Raw genomic sequence first — 23,984 nt, 5'->3', positions numbered from 1 at the left:
TTGACGCGCGCTTGATTCCTGCCCGCCGGTCGGCTGCGACATTCGATGCTGTGACATTCGATCGTGGACGACGGGGCAGGGGGCGAGCAGACATCGGTCGCACACTCCACGGGCACCCGACGGGTCGCCCCCACGGCATACCCACCAGTTGAAGGCCCTGCAGTTCTGCAGGGCCGGTGGGTCGTGATGTGAATTCCATCAACGCTGTCACCGTGCAGCACAACAAGGAGAAGCAGTGCCAACCATTCAGCAGTTGGTCCGCAAGGGTCGCTCGCCGAAGGTCACCAAGACCAAGGCTCCCGCCCTGAAGGCCAACCCCCAGCAGCGCGGCGTGTGCACGCGTGTGTACACCACCACCCCGAAGAAGCCGAACTCCGCGCTCCGCAAGGTCGCTCGTGTGAAGCTCTCGAACGGCACCGAGGTCACCGCCTACATCCCCGGTGAGGGCCACAACCTGCAGGAGCACTCGATGGTGCTCGTGCGCGGCGGTCGTGTGAAGGACCTCCCCGGCGTGCGCTACAAGATCATCCGCGGCGCGCTCGACACGCAGGCCGTGAAGAACCGCAAGCAGGCTCGTAGCCGCTACGGCGCGAAGATGGAGAAGAAGTAATGCCTCGCAAGGGTCCCGCTCCGAAGCGCCCCGTCGTCGCCGACCCGGTCTACGGTTCGCCGGTCGTCAGCCAGCTCGTCAACAAGATCCTCATCGATGGCAAGAAGGACCTCGCGCAGCGCATCGTCTACGACGCGCTCGAGAACGTCGCCACCAAGTCGGGTCAAGACGCGGTCGCCACCCTCAAGAAGGCGCTCGACAACGTGCGCCCCACCCTCGAGGTGCGCTCGCGCCGCGTCGGCGGCTCGACCTACCAGGTCCCCGTCGAGGTCAAGCCCCACCGCGCCAACACCCTGGCCCTCCGCTGGCTCACCAGCTACGCCAAGGCTCGTCGCGAGAAGACCATGACCGAGCGTCTCACCAACGAGATCCTCGACGCCTCGAACGGCCTCGGTGCCGCGGTCAAGCGCCGCGAAGACACGCACAAGATGGCCGAGTCGAACCGCGCCTTCGCCCACTACCGCTGGTAATGGGCTGAGCGGATGTCCCGGCCCCGCGTCGGGGCATCCGCTCGCACTCCCTTCCCCTGCCTGAATCCTCCGGAGGAACCCCCGTGGCACAAGACGTGCTCACCGACCTGAGCAAGGTCCGCAACATCGGCATCATGGCGCACATCGATGCCGGCAAGACCACCACCACCGAGCGCATCCTGTTCTACACGGGCGTCAACCACAAGCTCGGCGAGACGCACGACGGTGCCTCGACGACCGACTGGATGGAACAGGAGAAGGAGCGCGGCATCACGATCACGTCTGCCGCCGTGACCTGCTTCTGGGACAAGAACCAGATCAACATCATCGACACCCCCGGCCACGTCGACTTCACGGTCGAGGTCGAGCGCTCGCTCCGCGTGCTCGACGGCGCGGTCGCCGTCTTCGACGGCAAAGAGGGTGTCGAGCCCCAGTCCGAGACCGTCTGGCGCCAGGCTGACAAGTACGACGTGCCGCGCATCTGCTTCGTCAACAAGATGGACAAGCTCGGTGCCGACTTCTACTTCACCGTCGACACGATCGTCTCGCGCCTCGGCGCGAAGCCGCTCGTGCTGCAGCTGCCGATCGGCGCCGAGAACGACTTCATCGGCGTCGTCGACCTCATCGAGATGCGGGCCCTGGTGTGGCCCGGCGACGCCAAGGGCGACGTGACGATGGGTGCCAAGTACGAGGTGCAGGAGATCCCCGCCGATCTCAAGGAGAAGGCGGACGAGTACCGCCACACGCTGCTCGAGACCGTCGCCGAGTCCGACGACGCACTCCTCGAGAAGTACTTCGGCGGCGAAGAGCTCACGGTCGCCGAGATCAAGGGCGCCATCCGCAAGATGGTCGTCAACTCCGAGATCTACCCGGTGCTCTGCGGCTCGGCCTTCAAGAACCGCGGCGTGCAGCCGATGCTCGACGCGGTGGTCGACTTCCTCCCGTCGCCGCTCGACGTCCCCGCCATCGAGGGCCGCAACCCCCGCAACGAAGACGAGGTCATCGAGCGTCACCCCGACGCGAACGACCCCTTCGCGGCCCTCGCGTTCAAGGTCGCCGTGCACCCCTTCTTCGGTCGCCTCACCTACGTGCGCGTGTACTCGGGTCACCTCGACTCGGGCGCCCAGGTCATCAACTCGACCAAGGGCAAGAAGGAGCGCATCGGCAAGATCTTCCAGATGCACGCCAACAAGGAGAACCCCGTCGACTCGGTCACCGCGGGCAACATCTACGCGGTCATCGGCCTGAAGGACACCACCACCGGTGACACCCTGTGCGACCCCGACCAGCAGGTCGTGCTCGAGTCGATGACGTTCCCGGCCCCGGTCATCGAGGTCGCGATCGAGCCGAAGACGAAGGCCGACCAGGAGAAGCTCGGCACGGCCATCCAGAAGCTCGCCGAAGAAGACCCGACCTTCCGCACCGAGCTCAACCCCGAAACCGGCCAGACCGTGATCAAGGGAATGGGCGAGCTGCACCTCGACATCCTCGTCGACCGCATGAAGCGGGAGTTCAAGGTCGAGGCCAACGTGGGCAAGCCGCAGGTCGCGTACCGCGAGACGATCAAGCGCGCGGTCGAGAAGCACGACTACACCCACAAGAAGCAGACGGGTGGTTCGGGCCAGTTCGCGAAGATCCAGTTCGCGCTCGAGCCCCTCGACGTCACGGCCGAGAAGACGTACGAGTTCGAGAACAAGGTCTCGGGTGGCCGCGTTCCGCGCGAGTACATCCCCTCGGTCGACGCCGGCTTCCAGGACGCCATGCAGTACGGCATCCTCGCGGGCTACCCCATGGTCGGTGTCAAGGGCATCCTGCTCGACGGCGCCGCCCACGACGTCGACTCCTCGGAGATGGCGTTCAAGATCGCCGGGTCGATGGGCTTCAAGGAAGCCGCTCGCAAGGCGAACCCCGTTCTGCTCGAACCGCTGATGAGCGTCGAGGTCCGTACTCCCGAGGAGTACATGGGCGACGTCATCGGCGACCTGAACTCGCGCCGCGGTCAGATCCAGTCCATGGAGGACGCCGCCGGTGTGAAGGTCGTGCGTGCGCACGTCCCGCTCTCGGAGATGTTCGGTTACATCGGCGACCTGCGGTCGAAGACCTCGGGCCGCGCCGTGTACTCGATGGAGTTCGAGAGCTACGCGGAGGTCCCGAAGGCTGTGGCCGACGAGATCGTCCAGAAGAACAAGGGCGAATAGCCCTGCCCGCACGACCCACCCGGGTCGCGTAACATATCAACACAACCCCCGTAGCACACCGGTCGCAATCCAGCGCCCGGGGTGTCTACACGAGTCCTGAGGAGGACCCACAGTGGCTAAGGCCAAGTTCGAGCGGACCAAGCCGCACGTCAACATCGGAACGATCGGTCACGTCGACCACGGCAAGACCACGCTCACCGCAGCGATCTCGAAGGTGCTCGCCGACAAGTACCCGTCGGCCACCAACGTGCAGCGCGACTTCGCGTCGATCGACTCCGCTCCTGAAGAGCGTCAGCGCGGCATCACGATCAACATCTCGCACGTCGAGTACGAGACGCCGAAGCGCCACTACGCGCACGTCGACGCCCCGGGTCACGCCGACTACATCAAGAACATGATCACCGGTGCTGCCCAGATGGACGGCGCGATCCTCGTGGTCGCGGCGACCGACGGCCCGATGGCCCAGACGCGTGAGCACGTCCTTCTCGCCAAGCAGGTCGGCGTGCCGTACCTGCTCGTCGCGCTGAACAAGAGCGACATGGTCGACGACGAGGAGATCCTCGAGCTCGTCGAGCTCGAGGTCCGCGAGCTGCTCTCGAGCCAGGGCTTCGACGGCGACAACGCTCCCGTCATCCAGGTCTCGGGCCTCAAGGCGCTCGAGGGTGACGAGAAGTGGGTCAACTCCGTTCTCGAGCTCATGGAGGCGGTCGACAACTCGATCCCCGACCCGGTGCGCGACAAGGACAAGCCGTTCCTCATGCCCATCGAGGACGTCTTCACCATCACCGGCCGTGGCACGGTCGTCACGGGCCGCGCCGAGCGTGGCACGCTGAAGATCAACTCCGAGGTCGAGATCGTCGGCATCCGCCCGACGCAGAAGACCACGGTCACGGGTATCGAGATGTTCCACAAGCAGCTCGACGAGGCATGGGCCGGCGAGAACTGCGGTCTCCTGCTCCGTGGTACCAAGCGTGAAGACGTCGAGCGCGGCCAGGTCGTCGTGGCCCCCGGCTCGGTGACCCCCCACACCAACTTCGAGGGCACTGCCTACATCCTCTCGAAGGACGAGGGTGGCCGTCACAACCCGTTCTACGCGAACTACCGCCCGCAGTTCTACTTCCGCACCACCGACGTCACCGGCGTCATCACGCTGCCCGAGGGCACCGAGATGGTCATGCCCGGCGACACCACCGACATGACGGTCGAGCTCATCCAGCCGATCGCCATGGAGGAGGGCCTCGGCTTCGCCATCCGCGAGGGTGGCCGCACCGTCGGCGCCGGTACCGTCACGAAGATCATCAAGTAGTCTTCGCGATACGCGACCTGTGAGGGGGTCGGGCCTACGGCCCGGCCCCCTTTCGCTGCAATAAACGCGCGAGCGATTCTTCCTGAGGGGTCGTCGCGTTTACGCTGGTACGGATGGCCGCACCACCGCCACCCGCCAGATCCACCGCACGACCCGAAATCCAGGCACTTCGGGCCGTGGCCGTCGGCGCGGTCCTCTTCCATCACGGATGGCCGGCCGTCGCCCCCGCAGGCTACATGGGCGTCGACGTCTTCTTCGTCGTCTCGGGCTTCCTCATCACCGGTCTGCTGATGCGCGAAGCCGAGCAGCGCGGCAGCATCTCGCTGCGCAACTTCTACATGCGACGTGCGCGGCGCATCCTTCCGGCAGCGGTCGCCGCGTTGCTCGTCATCTCGGCGATGACGCTGCTCTTCGTGCCGCAGCGTCTGTGGGCGACCTGGTTCCGCGAGATCGTCGCGAGCACGCTCTACTACGAGAACTGGCAGCTCGCGATCGACTCGCAGATCCCGCAGCGCGCCGACCTCGAGTCGACCCCCGTGCAGCACTTCTGGTCGCTCTCGGTCGAGGAGCAGTTCTACCTCTTCTGGCCGCTGCTGATCGTCGTCGGGCTGTGGATCGCGACCCGTCGCGGGTCAGCCTCGGTGGGCACGGTGCTCGCGGTGCTCGGCGCGGTCACCGTCGCCTCGTTCGTGCACTCGCTCGTGCTCACCGCCGACGACCACAATCTCGCCTACTTCTCGACGCTGTCGCGTACGTGGGAATTCGGCGTCGGCGGCATCCTCGCGATCGTCGCGAGCAGGCCGTGGCCGGGCAACGACCGCCTGCGCACCGCAGTCTCGTGGATCGGGCTCGTGCTCATCGTCGTGCCGATCGTGTCGTTCCGCACGCCCGAGGTGTTCCCCGGGCTGGTCGTGCTCATCCCCGTCGTCGGCACGATGGCGGTGATCTGGGCGGGCATGCCCGCCGGCCCGCTGTCGACCGCGCGCCTTGCCGGGCTACGGCCGGTGCAATGGGTCGGCGACGTGTCGTACTCGCTCTACCTCTGGCACTGGCCGATCTTCATGTTCACGCCGTACATCACCGGCGTGCCGAGTCCGCCGTGGCTCATGGTGCTGCTCGTGGCCTTCTCGCTCCTGGTCGCCGGCCTGTCGAAGCGGTGGATCGAAGACCCGTTCCGCCACGGCGCGCACGGCATCCGCATGCGGTCGCGTGTGCTCATCGGCGGGCTCGCGGCCACCATCGCGGTGATCGTCGGTGCCGGCCTCGTCGCGCCGAGCGTCGCCGCCGAGAACATGGTCGCGTGCGAGGAGCCGCAGGGGAGCCGCGAAGCCGAGCGCCCCCGGCCCGACTGAGCCGGCCGATCCGGCCCGCGCGCGACGCCGTCGGCTCAGACGGGCGTGCCGTCGATGGTGGTGACGAGATCGATGCTTTCCTCGACGCTGCGAGCCACGGTGCATCCGCGTGCGATCGCCCGCTCCATGATGTCGATGAGCTTCGTACGATCACTCGGGTCGAGCCCGCCCAGGTCGACGAGCAGTTCTTCCTCGATGCGCGTGTAGCGGTTCTCCTCGGGGTCGCTGACCCCGTGCGCCCAGATCGTGATCGCGTACTCGTCGCCGAGCCTGCGGGCGGCGACGCGGTCGGTGCTGAGGCCGGCGCAGCCGATGAGCGCGATCTTCAGCAGTTCACCCGGTGTGAAGTGCTCGCCCTCGAGCTCGGAGCCGCCGATGCGCACGGTCGCGCCGCGTTCGTTCAGTCCCTCGTAGGTGCGGCTGCCGGTGCGCGTGACCGAGACGCTGCCCGGGCCGATCCGCTCGCTCACCTGATGCGCGTGCTCGCTCATGGCTCTCCTTGTCGTCGCGGTCGGTCCTGACTCCATCATGGGCCACCGGACCGGGGGGCGTCGCCAGTTCCTGCGACGTCGCTGGGAGATCCGTCGGGCGCGACACGCCCGGGTTGCACGGATGCCTCGACTGTGGCAAACTCGTTGAGTTCAACATTTCGAACGCGTGCACTCGTGCGCGCTGATCGGATCACTGTCAGGCAGTGCATAGCCACCCGCGGCGTTCTCGTGAGAGACGGCCAGGGGGTCAGGCTAGGCCGCAGGCAGGAGAACAGACAAACCGACAACCTCGAGGCCATGGGTCCCCTGTGTCCGCGCGCGCGTCGGTGAGGCTCGAAGGTCGAGCGTGTCGAGGGTATCGCCCCGGGACATCCCGAACGGTGGTTTCGACAGGCTCGATCACCGGCCTTTGACAGAAGAACAGTGGTGCTTCACACGGAGTGACTACGCGGCGTCCGATGCCCTCGGAAGGGGTAAGACGCCTTGACAGAGAGAGAGTTCGAGATGGCGGGACAGAAGATCCGCATTCGACTGAAGTCGTATGACCACGAGGTCATCGACACCTCGGCGCGCAAGATCGTCGACACGGTGACCCGCGCGGGTGCCACGGTCGTCGGCCCCGTGCCGCTTCCGACGGAGAAGAACGTGGTGTGCGTCATCCGCTCGCCCCACAAGTACAAGGACAGCCGCGAGCACTTCGAGATGCGCACCCACAAGCGCCTCATCGACATCGTGGACCCGACGCCGAAGGCCGTCGACTCGCTCATGCGTCTCGACCTCCCCGCCGACGTCAACATCGAGATCAAGCTCTGAGGTAACAGATGTCTTCCGCTACCAAGAACGTGAAGGGTCTGCTCGGCACCAAGCTCGGCATGACCCAGGTGTGGGACGAGAACAACAAGCTCGTTCCGGTCACTGTCATCGAGATCGCTCCGAACGTGGTCACCCAGGTTCGCACCCCCGAGAAGGACGGCTACGAAGCCGTGCAGATCGCGGCGGGCGCCATCGATCCGCGCAAGGTCAACCAGCCGGCCGCCGGCCACTTCCGTGAGGCCGGCGTCACCCCGCGTCGCCACCTCGCCGAGGTGCGCACCGCCGACGCCGCGAGCTACGAGCTCGGCCAGGAGCTCACGGTCGACGCCACCTTCGAAGCAGGCCAGCTCGTCGACGTCGTCGGCACGAGCAAGGGCAAGGGCTTCGCCGGTGTCATGAAGCGCCACAACTTCAAGGGCGTCTCCGCCTCGCACGGTTCCCACCGCAACCACCGCAAGCCCGGTTCGATCGGTGCCTCGTCGACCCCCAGCCGTGTCTTCAAGGGCATGCGCATGGCCGGTCGCATGGGTGGCGAGCGCGTGACCGTGCTCAACCTCCGCGTGCACGCCGTCGACGCCGACAAGGGCCTCCTCCTCGTCAAGGGCGCGGTTCCCGGTGCGCGCGGCCGTCTCGTTTTCGTCCGCAACGCAGTGAAGGGGGCGTAGTCCATGGCTACCGCCAACACCATCGACGTGCTCGACGCGACCGGCAAGAAGTCCGGCACGGTCGAGCTGCCCGCCGAGCTCTTCGACGTGCAGACCAACGTCCCGCTCATCCACCAGGTCGTCGTCGCCCAGCTCGCTGCGGCACGCCAGGGCACGCACAAGACCAAGACCCGCGGCGAGGTTTCCGGCGCCGGTCGCAAGCCGTTCAAGCAGAAGGGCACCGGCCGCGCCCGCCAGGGTTCGATCCGTGCTCCCCAGATGACCGGTGGTGGCATCGTGCACGGCCCGCAGCCGCGCGACTACTCGCAGCGCACCCCCAAGAAGATGATCGCCGCCGCCCTCCTCGGCGCCCTCTCCGACCGCGCTCGCGGCGGCCGCGTCCACGCGGTCTCGGCGTTCGTCGCCGGTGAGGCCCCGAAGACGAAGGACGCCGTCACGCTCCTCGGTGCGATCGCCCCGGCGAAGCGCTACCTCATCGTGCTCACGCGCGACGAGGAACTCGCCGAGCGCGCGGTGCGCAACATCCCGACCGTGCACGTGCTGCCGGTCGACCAGCTGAACGCCTACGACGTGCTCGTCTCCGACGACATCGTCTTCAGCAGCGCCGCGCTCGAGGCCTTCGTGGCCGCGAAGTCGGCGAAGAAGGAAGAGGTCTCGGCATGAGCGCCGCACACAACAAGGACCCGCGCGACATCATCCTCTCGCCGGTCGTCTCCGAGAAGAGCTACGGCCTGATCGACGAGGGCAAGTACACGTTCATCGTGGACCCCCGCTCGAACAAGACCGAGATCAAGCTCGCGATCGAGAAGATCTTCAACGTCCAGGTGGCGTCGATCAACACCCTGAACCGTCAGGGCAAGACCCGCCGCACCCGGTTCGGCATGGGCAAGCGCAAGGACACCAAGCGCGCGATCGTCACCCTCAAGTCCGGCTCGATCGACATCTTCACGGCTGTCGGCTAGGGAGCAGAGGAAAACACATGGCTATTCGCAAGTACAAGCCCACGACCCCGGGCCGTCGCGGTTCGTCGGTCGCCGACTTCGCCGAGATCACCCGCTCGACGCCCGAGAAGTCGCTGCTCCGCCCCCTGTCGAAGACCGGTGGCCGCAACAACCAGGGCCGCATCACGACGCGTCACATCGGTGGTGGCCACAAGCGCCAGTACCGCGTGATCGACTTCCGCCGCAACGACAAGGACGGCGTGCCCGCCAAGGTCGCTCACATCGAGTACGACCCCAACCGCACCGCCCGCATCGCGCTCATCCACTTCGTGGACGGCACGAAGCGCTACATCCTCGCGCCGAACAAGCTGTCGCAGGGCGACCCCATCGAGTCGGGCCCCAACGCCGACATCAAGCCGGGCAACAACCTGCCGCTGCGCAACATCCCCACCGGTACCGTCATCCACGCCATCGAGCTCCGTCCCGGTGGCGGCGCGAAGATGGCTCGCTCGGCCGGCGCCTCGGTGCGTCTGGTCGCCAAGGACGGCCCCTACGCGCAGCTCCGCCTGCCGTCGGGCGAGATCCGCAACGTCGACGCGCGCTGCCGCGCGACCGTCGGCGAGGTCGGCAACGCCGAGCAGTCGAACATCAACTGGGGCAAGGCAGGCCGCAAGCGCTGGAAGGGCGTCCGCCCGACCGTTCGCGGTGTCGCGATGAACCCGGTCGACCACCCGCACGGTGGTGGTGAGGGCAAGACCTCCGGTGGTCGCCACCCGGTCAGCCCCTGGGGTCAGTCCGAGGGACGCACCCGTCGCCCCAACAAGGAGAGCGACAAGCTCATCGTCCGTCGTCGCACCGTCGGCAAGAAGCGCAAGTAGGAGTAGAAGAAGATGCCGCGCAGTCTCAAGAAGGGCCCCTTCGTCGACGACCACCTGCTTCGCAAGGTCGTCACCCAGAACGAAGCCGGTTCGAAGAACGTCATCAAGACCTGGTCACGTCGCTCGATGATCATCCCCGCCATGCTGGGGCACACGATCGCCGTGCACGACGGCCGCAAGCACATCCCGGTGTTCGTCACCGAGACCATGGTGGGTCACAAGCTCGGCGAGTTCGCCCCCACCCGCACCTTCCGTGGACACGTGAAGGACGACAAGAAGGGCCGCCGCCGCTGACGCGGTGGCGTGAAGGAGGAAAGAAATGGTGGAGTCGATCGCACGCGTGCGACACATCCGCGTGACCCCCATGAAGGCCCGCCGCGTCGTCAACATGATCCGCGGCAAGCAGGCACAGGAGGCACTCGCCATCCTGAAGTTCGCACCCCAGGGTGCGAGCGAGCCGGTGTACAAGCTCGTCGCCTCGGCCATCGCGAACGCTCGCGTCAAGGCCGATGCCTCGAACACCTACCTGGACGAGCAAGACCTCTACATCAGCCGCGCATTCGTCGATGAGGGCACCACCCTCAAGCGATTCCAGCCGCGGGCGCAGGGTCGTGCCTTCCGCATCAACAAGCGAACGAGCCACATCACCGTCGTGCTCGCCACGCCCGAGGAGGGTACGAAGTAATGGGTCAGAAGGTCAACCCGTACGGCTTCCGTCTGGGCATCACCACCGACCACGTGTCGCGGTGGTTCTCCGACTCCACGAAGCCCGGACAGCGCTACGCCGACTACCTCGCTGAGGATGTCAAGATCCGTCGCCTGCTCCAGACGTCGCTCGACCGCGCCGGTGTCTCGCGCATCGAGATCGAGCGCACCCGCGACCGCGTCCGCGTGGACATCCACACGGCCCGTCCCGGCATCGTGATCGGCCGCCGCGGCGCCGAGGCAGAGCGCATCCGCGCCGACCTCGAGAAGCTGAGCGGCAAGCAGATCCAGCTCAACATCCTCGAGGTGAAGAACCCCGAGGCCGACGCCCAGCTCGTCGCCCAGGGCATCGCCGAGCAGCTCTCGGCTCGTGTGGCGTTCCGCCGCGCGATGCGCAAGGGCCTGCAGGGCGCACAGCGCGCCGGCGCCAAGGGTGTCCGCATCCAGGTGTCGGGCCGCCTCGGCGGCGCCGAGATGAGCCGCTCGGAGTTCTACCGCGAAGGCCGTGTGCCCCTGCACACCCTGCGCGCGAACATCGACTACGGCTTCTACGAGGCCAAGACCACCTTCGGCCGCATCGGCGTGAAGGTCTGGATCTACAAGGGCGACATCACCAACAAGGAGCTCGCCCGCGAGCAGGCTTCGCAGAAGCCCTCGCGCGGTGACCGCAGTGACCGCCCCCGCCGTGCGCCCAAGGCGCAGGAGCCGGTGGCAGCAGGAGTTGAGGCATAACCATGTTGATTCCCCGTCGAGTCAAGTACCGCAAGCAGCACCACCCCGGCCGTTCCGGCCAGGCGACCGGTGGCACGAAGGTCTCCTTCGGTGAGTACGGCATCCAGGCCCTGACCCCCGCGTACGTGACCAACCGTCAGATCGAGTCCGCTCGTATCGCGATGACCCGTCACATCAAGCGTGGTGGCAAGGTGTGGATCAACATCTACCCCGACCGTCCGCTCACGAAGAAGCCTGCTGAGACCCGCATGGGTTCCGGTAAGGGTTCGCCCGAGTGGTGGGTCGCCAACGTCAAGCCGGGCCGCGTCCTCTTCGAGGTCTCGGGCGTCTCTGAAGAGCTCGCTCGTGAAGCGATGACCCGTGCCATCCACAAGCTGCCCCTCAAGGCACGCATCATCAAGCGCGAGGAGGGCGACGCATAATGGCCGTCGGAACCAAGGAGCTCAGCCCCGCAGAGCTCGACACGTTTGAAGACGAGCGACTCGTCGACGAGCTGAAGAAGGCCAAGGAGGAGCTGTTCAACCTGCGCTTCCAGTCGGCCACCGGCCAGCTCGAGAGCCACGGCCGCGTCAAGGCCGTCAAGCGCGACATCGCTCGCATCTACACGGTCATCCGTGAGCGCGAGCTCGGCATCCGTGCCACTCCCGCACCGGTCGAGGCGGCTCCCGCCAAGGCCGAGAAGAAGACCAAGAAGGCCAAGGCCGAGGCATCCGCTGATGCTGCTGCCGAGGCAGAGACGAAGGAGGCCTGATCATGGCTGAGACCAAGAAGGCCCCTGAGGCCGAGGTCGCCGAGACGGCCGTCGCCCAGCGCCCGTACCGCAAGGTGCGTCGTGGCTATGTCGTCAGCGACAAGATGGACAAGACCATCGTCGTCGAGGTCGAGGACCGCGTGAAGCACCCGCTGTACGGCAAGGTCCTGCGTCGCTCCTCGAAGATCAAGGCGCACGACGAGCAGAACACCGCCGGCATCGGCGACCTGGTCGTCATCACCGAGACCCGCCCGCTCAGCGCCACGAAGCGCTGGCGTCTCGTCGAGATCGTCGAGAAGGCCAAGTAAGCCTCGGGCTTGCTTGAAAGAAGGAGTTCGAAGTGCTTCAGCAGGAATCACGAGTCAAGGTCGCCGACAACACCGGCGCCAAGGAGCTGCTCACCATTCGCGTTCTCGGCGGCTCGAAGCGTCGCTATGCCGGCCTCGGCGACGTCATCGTCGCGACCGTCAAGGACGCCATCCCGGGCGGCAACGTCAAGAAGGGCGATGTGGTCAAGGCCGTCATCGTCCGCACCGTCAAGGAGACCCGTCGTCCCGACGGCTCCTACATCAAGTTCGACGAGAACGCCGCGGTCATCCTGAAGAACGACGGTGACCCCCGCGGCACCCGCATCTTCGGACCGGTCGGTCGCGAGCTTCGCGACAAGAAGTTCATGAAGATCATCTCGCTGGCACCGGAGGTTATCTAAGCCATGGCCAACATCAAGAAGGGTGACCTCGTGCAGGTCATCTCGGGCCGCAGCCAGGCCCGCGGCGGAGACCGCGGCAAGCAGGGCAAGGTCCTCGAAGTGATCGTCGCCGAGAACCGTGTCGTCGTCGAAGGCATCAACTTCGTCACGAAGCACGTGCGCGTCGGCCAGACGCAGCGCGGCACGAAGACGGGCGGCATCGAGACCCACGAGTCCTCGATCCACGTCTCGAACGTTGCGCTCGTCGACCCCGAGACGAAGAAGCCGACGCGTGTCGGCTTCCGTGAAGAGGTCGTGACGAAGGACGGCGTCGAGAAGACGGTCCGCGTTCGTTACGCGAAGAAGTCAGGTAAGGACCTGTAATGACCGATACGGCGACGCAGGCTGGCAAAATCCAGCCGCGACTGAAGACCAAGTACCGGAACGAGATCACGAAGAGCCTCACCGAGGCGCACGGCTACACCAACGTGCACCAGGTGCCCGGCCTCGTGAAGATCGTCGTGAACATGGGTGTGGGCGAGGCCGCGCGCGATGGCAAGATCATCGACGGCGCCATCGCCGACCTCACGAAGATCACGGGCCAGAAGCCGCAGGTCACCAAGGCCCGCAAGTCCATCGCGCAGTTCAAGCTGCGCGAGGGGCAGCCGATCGGCGCGCACGTCACGCTGCGCGGCGACCGCATGTGGGAGTTCCTCGACCGCCTGCTCTCGCTCGCGCTCCCGCGTATCCGCGACTTCCGCGGCCTGTCCGACGCGCAGTTCGACGGCAACGGCAACTACACCTTCGGCCTCACGGAGCAGAGCGTGTTCCACGAGATCGACCAAGACAAGATCGACCGCGTCCGCGGCATGGACATCACTGTGGTGACCACCGCCAAGAACGACGACGAGGGTCGCACGCTGCTCAAGCAGCTCGGCTTCCCGTTCAAGTCGGCCGACGCCGCCAACTGAGACTCCGGATGCCGCAGGGCGCGCTCTGCGGCATCCGACCCGGTCCCGGCACCCGCTGGAACCGACACCACAGGTCAGTCCCCGTGTAACGGGTCCTGAAACCTGGTGAACGTAAGGAACGACTGACATGACGATGACCGATCCGGTCGCTGACATGCTGACCCGTCTGCGGAACGCGAACTCCGCGCACCACGACTCCGTGTCCATGCCGAACTCCAAGCTCAAGGCGCACATCGCCGAGATCCTGAAGAAGGAGGGCTACATCGCGGACTTCGAGGTCGTCGACGCACGCGTCGGCAAGACCCTCACGCTGCAGCTCAAGTTCGGCCCCAACCGCGAGCGTTCGATCGCCGGGATCAAGCGCGTCTCGAAGCCCGGCCTCCGCGTCTACGCGAAGTCGACCGAGCTGCCCAAGGTCCTCGGCGGCCTCGGTGTCGCGATCCTGTCCACCTCCAGCGGTCTGCTCACCGACCGCCAGGCCGAGAAGAAGGGCGTGGGTGGGGAAGTCCTCGCCTACGTGTGGTAGCCACTGATGTCGCGTATTGGACGACTTCCCATTGACATCCCCGCCGGCGTCACTGTGACGATCGACGGCCAGGACGTCTCGGTTAAGGGCCCGAAGGGCGAGCTCGCGCTCGTCGTCGCAGCCCCGATCGAGGCCAAGGTCGAGGAGAACCAGGTTCTCGTCAGCCGCCCCGACGACGAGCGCAGCTCGCGTTCGCTGCACGGACTCACCCGTACCCTCATCGCCAATCAGATCATCGGCGTGACCCAGGGCTACTCCAAGGGCCTCGAGATCGTCGGCACCGGTTACCGCGTGGCCCAGAAGGGCTCGTCGATCGAGTTCGCGCTCGGCTTCTCGCACCCCGTGGTCGTCGAGGCTCCGGCCGGCATCACGTTCACGGTCGAGGGCAACAACAAGCTCACGGTCGCGGGCATCGACAAGCAGGCCGTCGGTGAGACCGCCGCGAACATCCGCAAGATCAAGAAGCCCGAGCCCTACAAGGGCAAGGGCATCCGCTACGCCGGCGAGGTCGTGCGTCGCAAGGCCGGAAAGTCAGGTAAGTAATCATGGCTGTGAAGACCAAGACGGCTGCGCGTTCGCGCCGCCACACCCGCCTTCGCAAGAAGGTCGTCGGCACCGAGTTGCGCCCGCGCCTCGTCGTCACCCGTTCGGCCCGTCACGTGTTCGTGCAGGTCGTCGACGACAGCAAGGGCCTCACCGTCGCCAGCGCCTCGACCATGGAGGCCGACCTCCGTGCGTTCGACGGTGACAAGACCGCCAAGGCCAAGAAGGTCGGCGAGCTCGTCGCAGAGCGCGCGAAGCAGGCCGGCATCGAGTCGGTCGTCTTCGACCGCGGCGGCAACAAGTACGCCGGTCGTGTCGCAGCGATCGCCGATGGAGCGCGAGAGGCAGGGCTCAACCTGTGAGCACAGCATCTGTTGAAAATGGCACTACGAAGGAGCCCGAGGTGACCGCAGCGGCACCCGTCGAGACGGCAGCCGCTTCGGAGCCGGCGCGCAACGAGCGCGACGGTCGTCGCGGCGGTGGCCGCGACCGCAACCAGGGTGGCCGCGACCGCGGTGGCCGTGACGCCGAGAAGAGCCAGTTCCTCGAGCGCGTCGTGACCATCAACCGCGTGTCGAAGGTCGTCAAGGGCGGTCGCCGCTTCAGCTTCACGGCGCTCGTCGTCGTTGGCGACGGCAACGGACTCGTCGGCGTCGGCTACGGCAAGGCGCGCGAGGTCCCGACCGCGATCTCGAAGGGCGTCGAGGAGGCGAAGAAGAACTTCTTCCGCGTCCCCCGCGTCGGCGCGACCATCCCGCACCCCGTGCAGGGTGAGGCCGCGGCCGGTGTCGTCCTGCTGCGTCCGGCATCGCCGGGTACCGGTGTCATCGCCGGTGGTCCCGTGCGTGCCGTGCTCGAGTGCGCCGGCATCCACGACGTGCTGTCGAAGTCCCTCGGCTCGTCGAACACCATCAACATCGTGCACGCCACGGTCGAGGCCCTGCAGCAGCTCGAAGAGCCTCGCGCAGTGGCAGCCCGTCGTGGTCTCGACTACGACGAGGTCGCTCCCGCCCGTCTCCTGCGTGCCGAGGCCCAGGCGGCCGAGGCCGCCGCAGCAGCGAAGGCAGGTGCCTGATGGCCAAGCAGCTCAAGGTGACCCAGATCAAGTCCAAGGTGAGCGAGAAGCAGTACCAGCGCGACACGCTGCGCAGCCTCGGACTCAAGCGCATCGGCGACTCGGTCGTTCGTGACGACACCCCGCAGAACCGCGGCTACGTCAAGACCGTCGCCCACCTCGTGAAGGTTGAGGAGATCGACTAATGGCAGAGAACGAGAAGGCCCCCGAGGCCGCCGAGCCCAAGAAGGCTCCGGCGAAGGCCGCGTCCACCAAGAAGGCAGCCGCGAAGCCCGCCGCCGAGAAGGCGGCAGCTCCCAAGGCTGCTGCCGCGAAGACGGCGACGGCTGAGAAGGCCCCCGCGAAGAAGGCGCCGGCCAAGAAGGCTCCGGCCAAGAAGGCCGACGTCGCGGAGCCCCGCGAGCAGGTGCTGAAGGTGCATCACCTCCGCCCTGCTCCCGGCGCCAAGAAGGACAAGACCCGCGTCGGACGCGGTGAGGGTTCGAAGGGCAAGACCGCCGGTCGCGGCACCAAGGGTTCGAAGGCCCGCAACAACATCCGCCCTGGTTTCGAGGGTGGCCAGCTTCCGTACCACATGCGTGCGCCGAAGCTGCGTGGGTTCAAGAACCCCTTCCGTGTCGAGTACCAGGTCGTGAACCTCGACAAGCTCGCCGAGCTCTACCCGAAGGGCGGCGACGTCACCGTCGCCGACCTCATCGAGAAGGGCGCCGTGCGCAAGAACGAGCGCGTCAAGGTGCTCGGCAACGGCGACATCCAGGTGAAGCTGAACGTCGCGGTCGACAAGGTCTCCGGCTCCGCCGAGCAGAAGATCGTCGCCGCCGGCGGCTCGGTCAACTGAGACCGCTGCAACACTGAATGCCCGAGCCTGTCGGGACCTCGCGTATGATTCACGGGGGTCTCGACAGGCTCGAGCCGCATATGGACTGACTCCACGACGGAGCAACAGGAGGACGAGTGTTCAACGCCATCGGGCGGATCTTCCGCACGCCGGATCTTCGCCGCAAGATCGGATTCACCTTGGGCATCGTCGCCCTGTTCCGACTCGGATCCTTCATTCCGGCGCCCTTCGTGGATTTCGGCAACGTGCAGACGTGTCTCGCCGCCAACCAGGGCGGGGCGTCGGGGCTCTACGACCTCGTCAACCTCTTCTCGGGTGGTGCGCTGCTGCAGCTCTCGGTCTTCGCGCTCGGCATCATGCCGTACATCACCGCGTCGATCATCGTGCAGCTGCTCCGCGTCGTGATCCCCCACTTCGAGACCCTCTACAAGGAGGGCCAGTCGGGCCAGGGTCGACTGACGCAGTACACGCGTTACCTCACGATCGCCCTCGCCGTGCTGCAGTCGACGACGCTCATCACCGTGGCCCGCTCGGGCGCGCTGTTCCCGTCGACCGACCCGGCGTGCTCGGCCCTCATCACCAACGACGCCTGGTACGCGATCCTGCTGATGGTCATCACCATGACCGCGGGCACCGGCCTCATCATGTGGATGGGCGAGCTCATCACCGAGCGCGGCATCGGCAACGGCATGTCGCTGCTCATCTTCACGTCGATCGCTGCGACCTTCCCCGGCTCGCTCTGGGCGATCGGCATCTCGCGCGGCTGGGACATCTTCGCGATGGTGCTCGCGATCGGCCTGCTGATCGTGGTCGCCGTGGTCTTCGTCGAGCAGTCGCAGCGGCGCATTCCCGTGCAGTACGCGAAGCGCATGGTCGGCAGGCGAACGTACGGCGGCAACAACACGTACATCCCGATCAAGGTGAACATGGCCGGCGTCGTGCCCGTCATCTTCGCCTCGTCGCTGCTGTACCTGCCGGCCCTCATCGCCCAGTTCAACCAGCCGGCACCGGGCGAGGAGCCCCAGCCCTGGGTCACCTGGATCAGCAACTACCTCACGCAGGGCGACCACCCGTTCTACATGCTCCTGTACTTCCTCCTCATCGTGGGCTTCACGTACTTCTACGTGGCGATCACCTTCAACCCCGACGAGGTGGCCGAGAACATGAAGAAGTACGGCGGCTTCATCCCCGGCATCCGCGCGGGCCGGCCGACGGCCGAGTACCTCGACTACGTGCTCACGCGAGTGACGCTGCCCGGCTCGCTCTACCTCGGTGTGGTGGCGCTCATCCCGCTCATCGCGCTCGCCCTCGTCGGTGCCAACGCGAACTTCCCGTTCGGCGGCGCCTCGATCCTCATCATCGTGGGTGTCGGCCTCGAGACGGTGAAGCAGATCGACGCCCAGCTCCAGCAGCGACACTACGAAGGACTTCTGCGATGACCCATCGAGAGCCTCAGGACGGCGCGGCTCCCGCAACCGGATCGGCCCGATTCCTGATCGTCGGCCCTCAGGGGTCCGGCAAGGGAACCCAGGGCGTGCTCGTGGCCGCGGCCTACGACGTGCCGCAGATCGCGACCGGCGACATCTTCCGGGCGAACGTCTCGGGCGGCACCGAACTCGGCGAGCGCGTGCAGGCGATCATCGAGGCGGGCGACCTCGTCTCCGACGACCTGACGAGCGAACTCGTGCGCGACCGCCTGCGCCATGACGACGCGGCGACCGGGTTCGTGCTCGACGGCTACCCCCGCAATCGCACGCAGGTCGAGCACCTCGACGCCTTCCTCGAGGGTCGCGGCGAGTCGCTCGATGCGGTCATCGAGCTTGCCGTCCCGCGTGACGAGAGCATCGCCCGGCTGCGTCAGCGCGCGATCGAGCAGGGGCGCACCGACGACACCGAAGAGGTCATCGCGAACCGCCTGGCGATCTACGAGCGCGAGACGGCGCCGATCCTCGACGTCTACCGCAGCCGAGGCGTCGTCGTCCGCATCGACGGCGTCGGCACGCTCGACGAGGTCACGCACCGCATCTTCGAGGCACTCTCGGCCCGCGGGCTCGCCCCGCGCCATCCCGGCGCCGCCGCCTGACTCCGGTGTTCCGCCGCTCTCCCTACAAGTCCCCGGCCGAACTCCGCGCAATGGTCCACGCCGGGCGCACGACCGCGAGTGCGCTCGCGCGGGCGCGCGAGCTCCTCGCCGCGGGTGCGACACCGCTCGAACTCGACGCGGCGGCCGATCAGGTCATCCGGGGTGCCGGAGGGGTGCCGAACTTCACGCTCGTCCCCGGCTACCGCCACACGCTGTGCGTCTCGGTGAACGACGACGTCGTGCACGGCATCCCCGGCGAACAACCCTTCCGCCCGGGTGACATCGTCTCGGTCGACGGCGGTGCCGAGCTCGACGGGTGGAACGGCGACGCCGCATTCACCGTGGTGCTGCCCGATCCGTCCCGGCCCGAGGTCGTGGCCGCCCGCGAACAGCTCTCGGCGGTGACCGAGTCCGCCCTCTGGCACGGGATCGCGGCGCTCGCGCGCGCATCGCACCTGAACGAGGTGGGTGCGGCGATCGAGGACTTCGTCCGCGGCGCCGGCAGCTACGGAATCCTCACCGACTACGTCGGGCACGGCATCGGGCGTTCGATGCACGAGGAGCCGCCGGTGTTCAACTACCGCGTCGACCGCAGGGGACCGGCGGTGAAGCCCGGGCTCGTCGTGGCGATCGAGCCGATGATCGTCGCCGGCGCGATCGAGACGTTCGTGCGCGACGACGACTGGACCGTGACGACCGCCGACGGCGCCGACGCCGCGCACTGGGAACACAGCGTCGCCGTGCACGCGGGCGGCGTATGGGTGCTCACCGCCGAAGACGGCGGCGCCGCCGGCCTCGCCCCGTTCGGCATCGAGCCCGTTCCGATCGCCTGACGGCCGTCGGCATCACCCCTCGGGCTCCATGAGCCGTGAAAGCTCGGCGAGCAGCCCCTGGTAGTCGGTGGCGCCGTCCACGAGCCGTTGCACGTTGCCACGGTCCGAGAAAGTCTCGACGAACTGGTCGAACACGTCCTGGAACTCCGCTCGGCCGGCCTCTGAGAAGGCGATGAGCGCCACGACGTTGACGCGCGCGCCGTCCCAGTCGATCGGGACCTCGTCGATCGCGATCGCGATCGCCGTGCGCTTGGCCGTCATGGTCATGGCGTGCGGCACTGCGAGGTGCTCCGTGAACGCGGTCGACGACATGCGTTCGCGTTCGAGGGTGCCCTCGAGGTAGGCACGATCGATGACCCCCGCGTCGATCATGCGCTCTCCGAGCATGGTGATGACCCCCTCGCGATCGTGCCCGCGCATGCCGCGCACGAACAGGTCGGGTGCGATGTAGCGCGAGAGGGCGGCGGCGAGGCGCGCCTGTCGGCGGGCACGGCGGATGCGGGCGACCTCGGCCCTGACCCGGGCGAGGTCGCCGTCGGTCGGGAAGGGCGAGATGCGAACGAGGTGCTCGACCGGTGTGGTCGGCTCGATCACCGACACGATGAGCTCGGCCCGCACCGTCGCCCAGTCGACATCGGACCGGTCGATGAACTCGACGAGTTCGACGTCGGACCCGAACTCGCCGCGCACCCGCTCGGCGAGCACCGTATGGACGTCGTGGTAGGCGGGCGCGACGACCGCCACCCGCACGCGTTCGAGCGCGGCGCGCCGCTGCTCGAGATGCGCCCCGACATGCATCGCGATGTACGCGATCTCGTCTTCGTTCACGACGATGCCCTCGCTCTGGGCCAGTTCGCTCGCGATGTACACGGCGAGGTCGTACGTGAGCGGGTACGCCGACTTGATCGTCGCCGTCAGCGGATTCCGCGAGTAGCGCTCGTCACTCGCTCGCGCCACGAGGTTGTCGACGTGCAGCGCGAGTCGCTCGATGAAGTCGTCGTCGTCGAGCTCGATGAGGTACTCGTCGGCGGCGCGCGACACGATGGCCTGCACGAGGTCGGCCCGCGTCGAGAGCGGGGTCCGACGACCGGGCGCCACGAGCCGGGTCGCCGCGCGGGTGCCCAGCAGGCGTGCCAGGTGACCGAGTTCGGCCTCGCCGATCGCGCGTCCGAAGTGATCGCGGATGAGGGAGTCGAGCAGGTCCTCGAGACTCGACGAATCGGATGTCCCGGCGGGGGCCGCCGCGTCGTCGATCGGGTGGCCGTGCGCGCCGCGGTCGAGGGCGATCGCGATATGCGCCAGCACGTCGCCGAGGCCGTACTCGTTGGGGGCGTAGCCGGCTTCGGCGAGCCGGGCGACGAGCGCCGTGCGGAACTGCGGCAGCTCGGGGAACTCCCGGCGGAGCTGGTCGAACGCGTCGTGCCCGCGCGCGGACTCCTCGCGGAACAGCACACCGAGCAGCCGCCGTCGCGCCGACTCGGGCCCCGTCATCGTCACGACGGGGCCGCGGCGCAAGAGCGCGAGACCCGTGCCTTCGAGGCGTGAGCGGATGCGCCGGAGATCCGCCTCGACGGTCGCCTCGCTCACGTGCAGGCGATGTGCGACCTCGTAGACGTCGAGCCCCTCGTCGGCGTCGACGAGGTCGCGGATGAGCGCGACCGCGCGTGCGGCCGGCGAGGTGTCGCGCGAGCGCGGGGCGACGCGAGCAGCCCATGCGGCGCGGTCGAGCCGATACCCGTTCGGGCCGGAGACGATCAGGGTCGCGCCATCGGCGTTCGCCCGGGTGACGTAGCTGCGGATCGTGCGGGGCGTGACGTCGAGTCGTTCGGCGAGTGCGGCCGCGGTCGTCCACTCGCCGTCGTCGGCGAGGATCTCGACGACTCGCTCCCACTTCTCGGCCAACACTGCTCCCGTGTCGCAGCCCGAGCCACGCGGCGCCGGGCGGTGCAGCAAGTCAACCACCCGCCGGAGAGACCCGCGGGTGATCGGAACGGAATTTCCGGGGGTGCGGAAGCCGATCTGCTGGAGTCGGGACGGCTTGAGGAGCAGAATCGTCGCAAGCGGGTGACGCCGCGACCGACAACGATCGACGATGACCGGCCTGCCGGTTGCGAGGAGGCAGGGCGATGCGCATCATCGTGGTCTGCGGCGCCGGCGCCTCGAGCACGTTCATCGCCCATCGCATCCGTCGCGCCGCTGCCGACCGGGGACTCTCGGTGCGCGCGCAGGCATCGAGCGCGTCGGGCCTCGACGAGATCCTCCAGGGTGCCGATGTGCTGCTCGTGGGCGAACACCTCGCCGAGCAGCTCGTCGCCCTGCGCGAGCGCGCGGTCGCGGCATCCGTGCCGATCGCGATCCTGCCCTCGGGCGCGTCGAGCGCTCCCGACGGCGAGGAGGCGCTCGACCTGGCCCTCGCGACTGCGGGAGCCCGATCATGAACCGCCACGCGCCTGCACAGGCTCTCTCACGCGTGGTCGGTGGATACGGTGAACGAGGGAGCCGACACCAGCGATGGGGACGCGAAACATGATTGAACGCACGGTACGAATCGGATCGACTCACGGCCTGCACGCACGCCCGGCCAAGCTCTTCACGCAGGCCGCAGCCGCTTCAGGTGCCGCGGTCACCATCAGCAAGTCGGGCGGCAAGCCCGTCAACGGTGCGAGCATCCTCGCGGTCATCTCGCAGGGCATCGACCACGGCGACGAGGTCACCCTCGTCGTCGAGGGCGGTGACGAGCAGGCGGTGCTCGATGAGCTCGTCGGGCTGCTGCTCACCGACCACGACGAGTAGCGCCGCGCTACGCCATCCGAACCGACGAGAAGGGGCGTGTGATGAAGATCACGGGAACGGGCATCGGCCAAGGGGTCGCGGTCGGGTCGGTCGTGCGCATGGCCGAGCGGCTGCCCGAGCCGGTCGACCGTCCGAGCCACCTCGACCCGAAGCTCGAGGGCGAGCGGGCGAAGGCCTCGATGTCGGTCGTCGCCGCCGAGCTCATGAGCCGGGGCGCGAAGGCCGGCGGGGCCGCTCAGGACGTGCTCGAGGCGCAGGCGATGATCGCCGAGGACCCGAGCCTCGTCGATGAGGTCGCGAATCGTCTCGAGAACGGCAAGACGGCCGAGCGCGCGGTCTTCGAGGCGTTCGCCTCGTACCGCGACCTGCTCGCCGGCATGGGCGGGTACATGGCCGAGCGCGCTGCCGACCTCGACGACATCTCGCAGCGCGTCATCGCGCACCTGCTGAAGCTGCCCGCGCCGGGAGTGCCCGATCCGGGACATCCGTTCGTGCTCGTCGCCCGCGACCTCGCGCCGGCCGACACTGCGACGCTCGACCTCGACCAGGTGCTGGGGCTCGTGACCGTCGACGGCGGACCCACCTCGCACACGGCGATCCTCGCCCGCGAGAAGTCGATCGTCGCGATCGTCGGGGCGGCGGATGCCTCGGGCCTCGCCGACGGCGACACCGTGATCGTCGACGCGGCCAACGACCTGGTGGTCTCCGACCCGAGCGCCGACGAGGTCGCCGCGGCGAAGGCGCGGATCGCCGAGCGGGCCGCGCTCGAGGCCGCGCCCGTCACACCCGGCGCGCTCGCCGACGGCACCCCGGTGCCGCTGCTCGCGAACCTCGGCTCGGCCGACGGCGCCGCCGAGGCGCTGCGACTCGGCGCCGAGGGCGTCGGGCTGTTCCGCACCGAGTTCCTCTTCCTCGACGCCGACACCGCGCCGAGCATCACCGACCAGCAGGCGCAGTACACGCGGATGCTGTCGGCGTTCGCCGGCAAGAAAGTCGTCGTGCGCGTGCTCGATGCCGGGGCCGACAAGCCCCTCTCCTTCCTCAACGATGCCGCTGAAGAGAACCCCGCGCTCGGGCTCCGGGGCATCCGCGCGCTGCGGCATTCCGAGGTGATCCTGCGCGAGCAGCTCACCGCGCTCGCCGCGGCCGACGCCGCCACCGATGCCGAACTGTGGGTCATGGCGCCGATGATCGCCACCGTCGACGAGACGCGGTACTTCACCGCGCTGGCGAAGGAGTTGGGCATCCGCGTCGCCGGCGTCATGGTCGAGACGCCCTCTGCGGCGCTCGTGGCCGACCACGTGCTCGCCGCCTGCGACTTCGCCTCGATCGGAACGAACGACCTCACGCAGTACACGATGGCCGCCGACCGACTGCTCGGCACCGTCGCGAAGCTGCAGGACCCCTGGCATCCCGCCGTGCTGCGTCTCATCGCCGACGTGGGCCGTGCCGGGGCCGAACTCGGCAAGCCGGTCGGCATCTGCGGCGAGGCCGCTGCCGACCCGCTGCTCGCCGTCGTGCTCGTCGGTCTCGGCGCCACGAGCCTGTCGATGTCGCCGTCGGCACTCGCAGATGTCCGCGCTTCCCTCGCGCGGTACAGCCCCGACGACGCGAAGGCGCTCGCCGGGGCAGCCCTGGCCGCTGAGGGAGCGGCCGAAGCCCGAGCGGCGGCACAGGCCGTCGCATCCGAGATCACCACGGCGCGCGAAGCCGCGTCGTGAT

33 protein-coding genes are annotated in these 23,984 nt (G+C 67.7%); 31 read left to right on the top strand and 2 right to left on the bottom strand.

The features are described 5' to 3' along the window. Positions 1-235 precede the first annotated feature (235 nt). From rpsL to LSF15_RS08225, 5 genes are all read left to right on the top strand, one after another. Positions 236-610 (top strand): 30S ribosomal protein S12, encoded by a 375-nt coding sequence (gene rpsL, locus LSF15_RS08245; protein WP_022889720.1) that lies wholly within the window; start codon positions 236-238, stop codon positions 608-610. Beyond that, positions 610-1,080 carry a 30S ribosomal protein S7 gene (gene rpsG / locus LSF15_RS08240; RefSeq protein WP_232498047.1) on the top strand — a complete coding sequence of 157 codons (471 nt, stop codon included), beginning with the start codon at positions 610-612 and terminating at the stop codon, positions 1,078-1,080. Before rpsL ends, rpsG begins: the two co-directional genes overlap by 1 nt. Positions 1,081-1,163: 83 nt before the next feature. Continuing rightward, positions 1,164-3,278 (top strand): elongation factor G, encoded by a 2,115-nt coding sequence (gene fusA, locus LSF15_RS08235; protein ID WP_308188450.1) that lies wholly within the window; start codon positions 1,164-1,166, stop codon positions 3,276-3,278. Between the two features lie 112 nt (positions 3,279-3,390). Then, entirely contained in the window at positions 3,391-4,584 is a 1,194-nt protein-coding gene (gene tuf / locus LSF15_RS08230) for an elongation factor Tu (RefSeq protein ID WP_232498046.1), read from the top strand. A 113-nt stretch (positions 4,585-4,697) separates the two neighbouring features. Beyond that, positions 4,698-5,936, top strand: a complete 1,239-nt coding sequence (locus LSF15_RS08225) for an acyltransferase family protein (protein WP_232498045.1) — start codon at positions 4,698-4,700, stop codon at positions 5,934-5,936. Between the two features lie 35 nt (positions 5,937-5,971). Here the strand turns inward: LSF15_RS08225 and LSF15_RS08220 are convergent, their stop codons facing one another. Further along, positions 5,972-6,427: an OsmC family protein gene (locus LSF15_RS08220; protein ID WP_232498044.1), complete on the bottom strand. Its 456-nt coding sequence runs from the start codon at positions 6,425-6,427 to the stop codon at positions 5,972-5,974. A gap of 504 nt (positions 6,428-6,931) precedes the next feature. On the opposite strand from LSF15_RS08220, the gene rpsJ reads away from it, so the two are divergent. The 23 genes from rpsJ (at position 6,932) to map (ending at position 19,469) form a co-directional block, all read left to right on the top strand. Next, entirely contained in the window at positions 6,932-7,240 is a 309-nt protein-coding gene (gene rpsJ, locus LSF15_RS08215; protein ID WP_017201594.1) for a 30S ribosomal protein S10, read from the top strand. Positions 7,241-7,248: 8 nt separating this feature from the next. After that, entirely contained in the window at positions 7,249-7,905 is a 657-nt protein-coding gene (rplC, locus tag LSF15_RS08210; RefSeq protein WP_232498043.1) for a 50S ribosomal protein L3, read from the top strand. Between the two features lie 3 nt (positions 7,906-7,908). Further along, a complete protein-coding gene (gene rplD, locus LSF15_RS08205) occupies positions 7,909-8,568 on the top strand; it encodes a 50S ribosomal protein L4 (protein ID WP_232498042.1) in 660 nt (219 codons plus the stop codon). Then, positions 8,565-8,867, top strand: coding sequence for a 50S ribosomal protein L23 (rplW, locus tag LSF15_RS08200; RefSeq protein ID WP_232498041.1), 303 nt, complete (start codon positions 8,565-8,567; stop codon positions 8,865-8,867). The genes rplD and rplW overlap by 4 nt, the downstream gene beginning before the upstream one ends. A gap of 17 nt (positions 8,868-8,884) precedes the next feature. Continuing rightward, positions 8,885-9,724: a 50S ribosomal protein L2 gene (gene rplB, locus LSF15_RS08195; protein WP_232498040.1), complete on the top strand. Its 840-nt coding sequence runs from the start codon at positions 8,885-8,887 to the stop codon at positions 9,722-9,724. Between the two features lie 12 nt (positions 9,725-9,736). Continuing rightward, positions 9,737-10,018 (top strand): 30S ribosomal protein S19, encoded by a 282-nt coding sequence (gene rpsS / locus LSF15_RS08190; RefSeq protein WP_056734934.1) that lies wholly within the window; start codon positions 9,737-9,739, stop codon positions 10,016-10,018. Between the two features lie 25 nt (positions 10,019-10,043). Next, positions 10,044-10,409 (top strand): 50S ribosomal protein L22, encoded by a 366-nt coding sequence (gene rplV, locus LSF15_RS08185; protein WP_130353516.1) that lies wholly within the window; start codon positions 10,044-10,046, stop codon positions 10,407-10,409. Then, a complete protein-coding gene (gene rpsC / locus LSF15_RS08180) occupies positions 10,409-11,161 on the top strand; it encodes a 30S ribosomal protein S3 (RefSeq protein WP_231046103.1) in 753 nt (250 codons plus the stop codon). Before rplV ends, rpsC begins: the two co-directional genes overlap by 1 nt. Positions 11,162-11,163: 2 nt before the next feature. Then, entirely contained in the window at positions 11,164-11,583 is a 420-nt protein-coding gene (gene rplP / locus LSF15_RS08175; protein ID WP_022889731.1) for a 50S ribosomal protein L16, read from the top strand. Next, positions 11,583-11,912: a 50S ribosomal protein L29 gene (gene rpmC / locus LSF15_RS08170; protein WP_022889732.1), complete on the top strand. Its 330-nt coding sequence runs from the start codon at positions 11,583-11,585 to the stop codon at positions 11,910-11,912. Before rplP ends, rpmC begins: the two co-directional genes overlap by 1 nt. A 2-nt stretch (positions 11,913-11,914) precedes the next feature. Beyond that, complete coding sequence (rpsQ, locus tag LSF15_RS08165; RefSeq protein WP_232498039.1) at positions 11,915-12,220, top strand: 30S ribosomal protein S17; 306 nt, start codon at positions 11,915-11,917, stop codon at positions 12,218-12,220. Positions 12,221-12,252: 32 nt separating this feature from the next. Then, positions 12,253-12,621: a 50S ribosomal protein L14 gene (rplN, locus tag LSF15_RS08160; protein ID WP_156999952.1), complete on the top strand. Its 369-nt coding sequence runs from the start codon at positions 12,253-12,255 to the stop codon at positions 12,619-12,621. A gap of 3 nt (positions 12,622-12,624) precedes the next feature. After that, complete coding sequence (rplX, locus tag LSF15_RS08155; RefSeq protein WP_232498038.1) at positions 12,625-12,984, top strand: 50S ribosomal protein L24; 360 nt, start codon at positions 12,625-12,627, stop codon at positions 12,982-12,984. Then, on the top strand, positions 12,984-13,571 hold the full coding sequence (gene rplE, locus LSF15_RS08150) for a 50S ribosomal protein L5 (protein WP_232498037.1): 588 nt from the start codon (positions 12,984-12,986) through the stop codon (positions 13,569-13,571). Before rplX ends, rplE begins: the two co-directional genes overlap by 1 nt. 127 nt (positions 13,572-13,698) lie before the next feature. After that, on the top strand, positions 13,699-14,097 hold the full coding sequence (gene rpsH, locus LSF15_RS08145) for a 30S ribosomal protein S8 (protein WP_232498036.1): 399 nt from the start codon (positions 13,699-13,701) through the stop codon (positions 14,095-14,097). A gap of 6 nt (positions 14,098-14,103) precedes the next feature. Further along, entirely contained in the window at positions 14,104-14,640 is a 537-nt protein-coding gene (gene rplF, locus LSF15_RS08140) for a 50S ribosomal protein L6 (protein WP_232498035.1), read from the top strand. Between the two features lie 2 nt (positions 14,641-14,642). After that, the gene (rplR, locus tag LSF15_RS08135) at positions 14,643-15,002 is read left to right on the top strand and encodes a 50S ribosomal protein L18 (protein ID WP_156999956.1); all 360 of its coding nucleotides are present in this window, start codon (positions 14,643-14,645) and stop codon (positions 15,000-15,002) included. After that, positions 14,999-15,715: a 30S ribosomal protein S5 gene (gene rpsE / locus LSF15_RS08130; RefSeq protein ID WP_372459950.1), complete on the top strand. Its 717-nt coding sequence runs from the start codon at positions 14,999-15,001 to the stop codon at positions 15,713-15,715. The genes rplR and rpsE overlap by 4 nt, the downstream gene beginning before the upstream one ends. Then, positions 15,715-15,900 carry a 50S ribosomal protein L30 gene (gene rpmD / locus LSF15_RS08125; protein ID WP_130353506.1) on the top strand — a complete coding sequence of 62 codons (186 nt, stop codon included), beginning with the start codon at positions 15,715-15,717 and terminating at the stop codon, positions 15,898-15,900. Before rpsE ends, rpmD begins: the two co-directional genes overlap by 1 nt. Next, positions 15,900-16,553: a 50S ribosomal protein L15 gene (rplO, locus tag LSF15_RS08120; protein WP_232498034.1), complete on the top strand. Its 654-nt coding sequence runs from the start codon at positions 15,900-15,902 to the stop codon at positions 16,551-16,553. The genes rpmD and rplO overlap by 1 nt, the downstream gene beginning before the upstream one ends. A 116-nt stretch (positions 16,554-16,669) precedes the next feature. Next, positions 16,670-17,992, top strand: coding sequence for a preprotein translocase subunit SecY (secY, locus tag LSF15_RS08115; RefSeq protein WP_232498033.1), 1,323 nt, complete (start codon positions 16,670-16,672; stop codon positions 17,990-17,992). Further along, positions 17,989-18,636: an adenylate kinase gene (locus tag LSF15_RS08110; protein ID WP_232498032.1), complete on the top strand. Its 648-nt coding sequence runs from the start codon at positions 17,989-17,991 to the stop codon at positions 18,634-18,636. Before secY ends, LSF15_RS08110 begins: the two co-directional genes overlap by 4 nt. A gap of 5 nt (positions 18,637-18,641) precedes the next feature. Next, the gene (map, locus tag LSF15_RS08105) at positions 18,642-19,469 is read left to right on the top strand and encodes a type I methionyl aminopeptidase (protein WP_308188446.1); all 828 of its coding nucleotides are present in this window, start codon (positions 18,642-18,644) and stop codon (positions 19,467-19,469) included. 12 nt (positions 19,470-19,481) lie between these two features. On the opposite strand, the gene LSF15_RS08100 is transcribed toward map, so the two are convergent. Next, positions 19,482-21,371 carry a BglG family transcription antiterminator gene (locus tag LSF15_RS08100; RefSeq protein WP_232498030.1) on the bottom strand — a complete coding sequence of 630 codons (1,890 nt, stop codon included), beginning with the start codon at positions 21,369-21,371 and terminating at the stop codon, positions 19,482-19,484. Between the two features lie 224 nt (positions 21,372-21,595). On the opposite strand from LSF15_RS08100, the gene LSF15_RS08095 reads away from it, so the two are divergent. The 3 genes from LSF15_RS08095 (at position 21,596) to ptsP (ending at position 23,983) form a co-directional block, all read left to right on the top strand. After that, on the top strand, positions 21,596-21,907 hold the full coding sequence (locus tag LSF15_RS08095) for a PTS sugar transporter subunit IIB (protein ID WP_232498029.1): 312 nt from the start codon (positions 21,596-21,598) through the stop codon (positions 21,905-21,907). An 88-nt stretch (positions 21,908-21,995) separates the two neighbouring features. Continuing rightward, entirely contained in the window at positions 21,996-22,262 is a 267-nt protein-coding gene (locus LSF15_RS08090; protein WP_232498028.1) for an HPr family phosphocarrier protein, read from the top strand. A 41-nt stretch (positions 22,263-22,303) separates the two neighbouring features. Next, complete coding sequence (ptsP, locus tag LSF15_RS08085) at positions 22,304-23,983, top strand: phosphoenolpyruvate--protein phosphotransferase (protein ID WP_232498027.1); 1,680 nt, start codon at positions 22,304-22,306, stop codon at positions 23,981-23,983. The last annotated feature ends 1 nt before the right edge of the window (position 23,984 follow it).

Origin of the sequence: Agromyces humatus (assembly GCF_021228295.1) — a bacterium.
Lineage (GTDB): Bacteria > Actinomycetota > Actinomycetes > Actinomycetales > Microbacteriaceae > Agromyces > Agromyces humatus.
This window is presented reverse-complemented; position numbering and strand designations above follow the sequence as displayed.

Bases quoted from the DNA above. Each gene is read 5' to 3' on its own strand.
- rpsG (WP_232498047.1), top strand. From the start codon at position 610: ATGCCTCGCAAGGGTCCCGCTCCGAAGCGCCCCGTCGTCGCCGACCCG.
- LSF15_RS08225 (WP_232498045.1), top strand. From the start codon at position 4,698: ATGGCCGCACCACCGCCACCCGCCAGATCCACCGCACGACCCGAAATC.
- LSF15_RS08220 (WP_232498044.1), bottom strand. From the start codon at position 6,427: ATGAGCGAGCACGCGCATCAGGTGAGCGAGCGGATCGGCCCGGGCAGC.
- rpsJ (WP_017201594.1), top strand. From the start codon at position 6,932: ATGGCGGGACAGAAGATCCGCATTCGACTGAAGTCGTATGACCACGAG.
- rplC (WP_232498043.1), top strand. From the start codon at position 7,249: ATGTCTTCCGCTACCAAGAACGTGAAGGGTCTGCTCGGCACCAAGCTC.
- rplD (WP_232498042.1), top strand. From the start codon at position 7,909: ATGGCTACCGCCAACACCATCGACGTGCTCGACGCGACCGGCAAGAAG.
- rplW (WP_232498041.1), top strand. From the start codon at position 8,565: ATGAGCGCCGCACACAACAAGGACCCGCGCGACATCATCCTCTCGCCG.
- rplB (WP_232498040.1), top strand. From the start codon at position 8,885: ATGGCTATTCGCAAGTACAAGCCCACGACCCCGGGCCGTCGCGGTTCG.
- rpsS (WP_056734934.1), top strand. From the start codon at position 9,737: ATGCCGCGCAGTCTCAAGAAGGGCCCCTTCGTCGACGACCACCTGCTT.
- rplV (WP_130353516.1), top strand. From the start codon at position 10,044: ATGGTGGAGTCGATCGCACGCGTGCGACACATCCGCGTGACCCCCATG.
- rpsC (WP_231046103.1), top strand. From the start codon at position 10,409: ATGGGTCAGAAGGTCAACCCGTACGGCTTCCGTCTGGGCATCACCACC.
- rplP (WP_022889731.1), top strand. From the start codon at position 11,164: ATGTTGATTCCCCGTCGAGTCAAGTACCGCAAGCAGCACCACCCCGGC.
- rpmC (WP_022889732.1), top strand. From the start codon at position 11,583: ATGGCCGTCGGAACCAAGGAGCTCAGCCCCGCAGAGCTCGACACGTTT.
- rpsQ (WP_232498039.1), top strand. From the start codon at position 11,915: ATGGCTGAGACCAAGAAGGCCCCTGAGGCCGAGGTCGCCGAGACGGCC.
- rplX (WP_232498038.1), top strand. From the start codon at position 12,625: ATGGCCAACATCAAGAAGGGTGACCTCGTGCAGGTCATCTCGGGCCGC.
- rplE (WP_232498037.1), top strand. From the start codon at position 12,984: ATGACCGATACGGCGACGCAGGCTGGCAAAATCCAGCCGCGACTGAAG.
- rpsH (WP_232498036.1), top strand. From the start codon at position 13,699: ATGACGATGACCGATCCGGTCGCTGACATGCTGACCCGTCTGCGGAAC.
- rplF (WP_232498035.1), top strand. From the start codon at position 14,104: ATGTCGCGTATTGGACGACTTCCCATTGACATCCCCGCCGGCGTCACT.
- rplR (WP_156999956.1), top strand. From the start codon at position 14,643: ATGGCTGTGAAGACCAAGACGGCTGCGCGTTCGCGCCGCCACACCCGC.
- rpmD (WP_130353506.1), top strand. From the start codon at position 15,715: ATGGCCAAGCAGCTCAAGGTGACCCAGATCAAGTCCAAGGTGAGCGAG.
- rplO (WP_232498034.1), top strand. From the start codon at position 15,900: ATGGCAGAGAACGAGAAGGCCCCCGAGGCCGCCGAGCCCAAGAAGGCT.
- LSF15_RS08110 (WP_232498032.1), top strand. From the start codon at position 17,989: ATGACCCATCGAGAGCCTCAGGACGGCGCGGCTCCCGCAACCGGATCG.
- LSF15_RS08095 (WP_232498029.1), top strand. From the start codon at position 21,596: ATGCGCATCATCGTGGTCTGCGGCGCCGGCGCCTCGAGCACGTTCATC.
- LSF15_RS08090 (WP_232498028.1), top strand. From the start codon at position 21,996: ATGATTGAACGCACGGTACGAATCGGATCGACTCACGGCCTGCACGCA.
- ptsP (WP_232498027.1), top strand. From the start codon at position 22,304: ATGAAGATCACGGGAACGGGCATCGGCCAAGGGGTCGCGGTCGGGTCG.